At 36.0% G+C, this 6,173-nt stretch carries 6 protein-coding genes; 1 reads left to right on the plus strand and 5 read right to left on the minus strand.

What is annotated here, in order from left to right; all coding sequences use genetic code 11:
* The 5 genes from radA to BD31_RS05485 all read right to left on the minus strand — a co-directional run.
* Positions 1-1,092, minus strand: a 1,092-nt coding sequence (radA, locus tag BD31_RS05465; protein WP_008299641.1) for a DNA repair and recombination protein RadA, incomplete at its 3' end; no start/stop codon positions are given.
* Positions 1,093-1,232: 140 nt separating this feature from the next.
* Positions 1,233-1,415 (minus strand): 30S ribosomal protein S30e, encoded by a 183-nt coding sequence (locus BD31_RS05470; RefSeq protein ID WP_008299639.1) that lies wholly within the window; start codon positions 1,413-1,415, stop codon positions 1,233-1,235.
* A 40-nt stretch (positions 1,416-1,455) separates the two neighbouring features.
* Entirely contained in the window at positions 1,456-3,180 is a 1,725-nt protein-coding gene (locus BD31_RS05475; RefSeq protein WP_008299643.1) for a B12-binding domain-containing radical SAM protein, read from the minus strand.
* Positions 3,181-3,231: 51 nt separating this feature from the next.
* Positions 3,232-4,047, minus strand: a complete 816-nt coding sequence (locus BD31_RS05480) for a dihydroorotate dehydrogenase electron transfer subunit (RefSeq protein ID WP_008299644.1) — start codon at positions 4,045-4,047, stop codon at positions 3,232-3,234.
* Positions 4,031-4,942, minus strand: coding sequence for a dihydroorotate dehydrogenase (locus BD31_RS05485; RefSeq protein WP_008299648.1), 912 nt, complete (start codon positions 4,940-4,942; stop codon positions 4,031-4,033). Before BD31_RS05485 ends, BD31_RS05480 begins: the two co-directional genes overlap by 17 nt.
* A gap of 85 nt (positions 4,943-5,027) precedes the next feature.
* Here BD31_RS05485 and BD31_RS05490 point away from each other — a divergent pair.
* The coding region (locus BD31_RS05490) for an NOP5/NOP56 family protein (protein WP_008299646.1) at positions 5,028-6,173 on the plus strand (1,146 nt) is incomplete at its 3' end.

Below are 6,173 nucleotides of genomic sequence, written 5' to 3' on the forward strand. Positions count from 1 at the left end.
GGTAGTCTCTACTTCAGGTGTATCTACGGTAGTCTCTACTTCAGGTGTATCTACGGTAGTCTCTACTTCAGATTCTTTGGTTTTTTTGGCGGTTGCTTTTTTAGTAGTCTTTTTTGTCTTTTTCTCTGCTTCTTCAGGATCCATCACACCTGCTTCACCCAGAGCAAAGATTACTTCTTCTTCAGGATGATGAGGGCTATCCACCATTCGAGCAATTCGTTTCTTGCCTGATTTTTTAAAGTAGATTCTGTATGTGCTTGTATGTGCAACTACATTTCCACCAATTGGACGAGTTGGATCTCCAAAGAAGACATCAGGTGATGCCATGACTTGATTTGTTGCAATTGCAGCACAGTTGTATGTTTCTGCAATTCTTGAAAGAAGATGTACAAAATGATTTAATTTTTGTTGTCTGACAGACAAGGTTCCTCTTCCAAGATATTCAGCACGGAATAATCCAACTGCAGAATCTGCTACAATTAGTTTTACATTGTTTTCTTCAATTATTTGACCTGCTTCTTCTAGAATTAGTACTTGATGTGCACTATTGTATGCACGAGCTACTATAATATGATCTAGAACTTTTTCAGGATCCATATCATGTGCTTGTGCAATGGATACGATTCTTTCAGGTCTAAAAGTATTTTCTGTATCAATGTATAAGACAGAACCTTCAAGACCACCTTCTTCTTTACTTTTTTGAACCATTACAGACATGGTATGGGCAAATTGTGTTTTGCCACAACCAAATTCTCCATAAACTTCGGTTAAGGCTTGAGTCTCAATACCACCATCAAATAATGTATCAAGACAATTTGTACCAGTTGTAATTTTACCAATACTCTGTCGGTGTTTGTAAATTTCACTTGCACTTACAAAGTCTTTAGCAATTAATCCTCCTTCAACCAAATGTTGTCGGGCTTTATTGACAATTTTTTCAGCTGTATCCTTTTCCATTCCAGTGATTTCTGCAATTTCTACAGGACCTCTGACGATGAGATCCATGACGTTGTGGATACCTGCATCGGATAATTTTCTTGTAGTTACAGGACCTACGCCCTCTAAACTATCTAATCTTAAATCTTCTACCATACCGTATGGTACGGTACCAGTACTTTATAAGAGTATTGCTTTAAGGTTCTGTCAAATCTAAGGTTGATCATATTGACTGTCAAAAATCGGTTGATCGGAGTGAAAAATGACTGTAATAATAGAGATTTATCGAAAATTGACTAACGTCTCTTTCTTCTTTGTCCAGGTTTGTTTTGACCAGGGAATCTGCCTAGTACAAATCGCTTATTGAAGTTGCTTTTATTCCTAAGACTAGAACTAGTACCTACAATTTTTCTTCCTTCAACCTTTGGAGTTTGTCCTCTTACTTTTCCTGCTTTGGTAAGTGAACCGTGCGTTGCCATATTTCTGAATAATGATTAGTGAATTTATGTATTTGTATAACTACCAGTATTTGGCCTTTACAGTCTCAATAACTTTTTCGTGTTCCTTACTTTTCTTGCGTGCATATTTTTCCATCGCACCTAAAGGTACACCACCAAGAGATCTGGCTATAGCATTAAAGAAGTATCTTTGTGGACCTTTGGAACCGGTTTTAGTCATGAATTTTTGAATGCCATATTTGAAATTGTGTTGCCATGTTTTGTACAAAACACCCAGTTGTGCAGGAGTCATCTCATTTCCAATATGGAAAAAGTCAGATTTTTCTAGTAATCCAATTGGAACAAAGGTTAGGGCTGTGGCAGTAAACATTGAATCTGGTTGTTCGTGTTCTAATTCGCTGATTAATCTAATGGTATCCCAAGAATCTTCAGGTTGTTCATCATTATCAAGACCCATAATCAAAGTGAATGCTGGAATCCAGTAATCCTGATTCAAAGTCTTAACACCTTCTTTTACAACCCAATGCCACTCATCCGGAGAATATGGTGCAAGTTTTCTATCGGCATATTTACCAATTAATCTAAGACTGCCAGTTTCAAATCCAGCTTGAATACCAATCATGTTATCAGGACTAGATTTAATAATTTTAGAGAGGTTTGGAATTAATTTTTCATCAGCGATAGCACCAGCCAATGTTCCATGAGTTGGGTTGGTGTGTTCAACTCCCGTAGACATGATTGCAGTAAATAGTTCTTCTAATGCTTCTCTATTAGGTTCCATTCCCTTTGCAGTTCTAGGATCCATTCCATAAACAAAGATATCATCACTGTGTATCCATGCAGATTTAGAACCGCCTTTCTTAATGTTAATTTCAATTTCTCTTTTGACTTTTTCTGGAGGATAGTATCTTAATGATCTTAATGTAACATCACAGAATTTACATCCTCTGCCACAACCACGCATTACTTCAACCATTCCATGCATACTTGGCTCTACAATGTCAGGGATTTCTTCTAATTCTGGTCTGTCCCAGAAATTAACAAATCTTCCATGAATTTTTCTACCATTTCTTTCAAATTCTTTTACGTTAACTTTAAAGTCGCTTCTTTTTCTGAAAGGATCCATATTTTCAAATTCGCCGTTAATCAAATAGTTGAAAAATCTTCCAGCATGTCCATCAATTTCTGGTGCAATTCCACCAAGTTCACCTTCTAAAATTGCATAGATTCCAAATTCCTCAATTTTTTCTGGGTCATAGTTGTATTGCCAAGTTCCAGATGCTCCAGAAATTACTTTGGCTTTACTTCCAGTTTTTGCTTTGGCAGCTTTAATTCTATGATGTAATTCGGCATTGTAAAATTCATCATATGATGTTTGTTTTCTACCATAAGTAAACGTCATAGTAACTGGACCCATGCCAAGAGGATCCATCTCATAAGTACCAATAACCTGAGTGTCAGGTCCAATAAATTGTTCAATGTGATCAGGATGAGCAACTACAACATCTTGTCTGCTAAATCCATCTCGAAGTAGACCAGCTTCTAATTTTCTTAGTCCGTATGGTGCATAATTTGCAACACCGTTTGTGTGAGGAATATAATTACAAATGAAATCAAATAAAATTTTTGGAGTTACTTGATTTCCAAGAATTTTATACCAAAAACTGTTTTTATCCCGATGAGGATCAATTGCAGGTGCACATCCAAAAAATGTTGCAAGAGAAAGTCCCCGATACGGAGACATCAAAGTTCTATCAGCTGTTAAAACTATTTTTGGATTACCCATGCCCTTCATGGAAATAATTTTGTGATTTATTTTAAACCTTGCTAGTCAGGTTCAATAATGTTCCAAAATTCCAGCCTTATTCCTATGAAAATAGCCAAATTCCTTATTTTTGGATAAATGTAATCCATCAAAAACAGTACCATCTCTGCAAGCAAGATCTGTACCAACACAACAACTGCCACAAATTCCTACACCGCATTTCATCATTCGTTCAAGGCTAGCTTGAACAAAAATATGTCTAGAATTAGCAGATTGGACAGTTTTGTACATCATGATTTCAGGACCGCATGTATATACACCATCAAAATGGGTTTTGCTCAAAAGTTTTTCAACCACATCAGTAACAAATCCTTTTTCGCCATAACTACCATCATCAGTTGATACAATTACATGATGATGATGATGTTCTTCCAAAAGACTTTTTGCCAAATCTTCAAAGAAGACTTCATTTTTTGTTTTTGCACCAATTAGAACTGTAACATCATCACGAGGCCTTACAAAAGTGAGTAATCTCATCATAGGAACAAGACCAGTTCCACCACCAACAAACAAAAGTTTTCCCTCTTTTAGATCAAAAGAATTTCCATATGGTCCTCTAATTCCAATTTGTTCACCTTCTTTCACATTGAACAAACCAGTAGAGGCAAGCCCATGTTTTCTAACAGTAAATGCAGCCTTTCCAGGTTCTTTTGAAATCATTATGCTCATTGGTAGTTCATTTACTCCAGGAATCCAAACCATTGCAAATTGTCCAGGAAGTGCCTCTGACATCACTTCATCTGAGAATATCAGAGTTCTAACAGTAGGAGTTTCATCAATTACTTTTTCAATTGTAACAATGGTGGGATGATTATGATCTCTTTGCAAGTCCCACCATTTCCTGAATGTTAGAATAATCTTTTCTCTTCATATATTGTAAGATACCTTTGTTAATTTCATGAAATACAGTTATCCAGTTATCACCTATTGCACTACCGAGTTGAATCGCAGATGCTCCGGCCAAGAAAAATTCAATTGCATCCTCCCATGTAGATATACCACCACATCCAATAATTGGGATATCATACTTTGAAGATATTTCATATACGCATCTTAATGCAATTGGTTTAATCGGAGTACCAGACAATCCACCATATCTATTACTAAGAATTGGACGTTGAATTTCAGCATCTATTGCCATAGCACGAACAGTGTTAATAGCAGTAATGGCATCAATTCCAGAATCTATCGCGGTACCAACAGTATTGAGATAATTAGAAGTTCCAAGGCCTACTTTAGCAATTACAGGAACATTAGTAGAATTTTTTACAGCAGTGACAATTTTTTTAACCAATTCAGGGTCATCTCCAACTTCTAGACCAACTTTAGCAACATGTGGGCATGATAAATTTAATTCATAAGCTGTTACTTGACAATGCTCAAATTGTTTGATCATCATCTCAAAGTCTTCAGGGATTGATCCAACCAGACTTACTATTATTGGAACGTCTTTGTTGGGTTCAATCATTTTTGCAAAATTTGGTGCACCTGGATTTGAAAGACCTACTGCATTAATCCATCCACCTCCTTTAACACTAAGAATAGTAGGATTTGGATAGCCTTCCCAAGGTTCGATACTTAGAGATTTAGTTACAACCGCACCAGCACCTGACAGATATAGTCGTTTAAACACATCTAACGAAATTCCTAAAATTCCGGATGCCAACATAACAGGCCTATCAAGTTGTATTTGACCTATGGAAGTTTCAAGGCTGGGTTCCACTTTGATTAATCACCTAAGTTTAGAATATAATAGTTGATTCACGATTCTGGTACCTTTTTTAAAGGTGATTTAGAATCAACTATTCATGTATTCTGTAATTTTAACAGAGTTGGGAATCTCAGTCTTCAATGATAAAAAGCTAGAAAAAGCATTTCCATTCTCAAATCCAGTTAAAGAGTATCTATTAGTTAAAAATAAAGAATCAAAATTAAACGAGCTTATCAATTATCTGATTTCAACTCAAAGAGGAGTTTCAGTCAGTGACGAATCATTGCTTGCAATTTTAAAAAAACATTCTATTGATTGTCATCTTATGGATGAATCTGAATTAGAAACTATACAAGCAACAAAACCACAAATTATTGTCGATTCAGGTTTTGCGTCAAACCTTCAAGATACGCTTGGAAAACTAAGAGAGTTTGCATTAGGGTTATCATCTTCTAAAGTCACAGAAGTATCAGAAAGTCCTGATCTACACATCATTCAAGCAATTAATTCACTTGATGAAATTGACAAAATAGCAAATGGGTTAAGCTCAAGACTAAGAGAATGGTACGGATTACACTTTCCAGAATTAGATAATATCATTGATAGTATTAACGGATATGCACAGATAGTTCTTGCAGGAAAACGAGAATCATTAACAAAACAAGTTTTTGAAGATGCGGGTTTTCCAGAATCAAAAGTAGAGATGTTGTCATTAATTTCATCAAAGAGTAGAGGAGGAGATATCTCAGATGTTAATTTATCAATTGTTCAATCAATTGCAAAACAAATTCTTGACTTTCATGATTTACGTAAAAAACTTGAAGAGCATGTAGAATCTGAAATGCAAACAATTGCACCAAATCTTTCAGCAATACTTGGAAGTGCAGTAGGTGCAAGGATTTTAGGAAGAGCTGGAAGTCTTAAGAGATTAGCATCTCTTCCTGCAAGTACAATTCAAGTCCTTGGAGCAGAAAAAGCATTGTTTAGATCATTGAAGACAGGTTCTCAACCACCAAAGCATGGATTGTTATTCCAACATGCAATGGTTCATGCAGCTCCAAGATGGCAAAGAGGAAAGATTGCACGAGCAGTTGCTGCAAAAGCAGTAATCGCAGCAAGAGTTGATGTTTATGGAGAAGGATTGAATCAGACTTTACTTGAAAAACTCAACATACGAGTTGATGAAATAGGCAAGAAGTACGAAAACCCTACTGAAAAAGACATGAGACCACCTCAAACGTTC

Source organism: Candidatus Nitrosopumilus salarius BD31, assembly GCF_000242875.2.
GTDB classification, from domain to species: domain Archaea; phylum Thermoproteota; class Nitrososphaeria; order Nitrososphaerales; family Nitrosopumilaceae; genus Nitrosopumilus; species Nitrosopumilus salarius.

Coding starts and splice junctions, on each gene's coding strand:
- BD31_RS05470 (WP_008299639.1), bottom strand. CDS start 1,415: ATGGCAACGCACGGTTCACTTACCAAAGCAGGAAAAGTAAGAGGACAA.
- BD31_RS05475 (WP_008299643.1), bottom strand. CDS start 3,180: ATGGGTAATCCAAAAATAGTTTTAACAGCTGATAGAACTTTGATGTCT.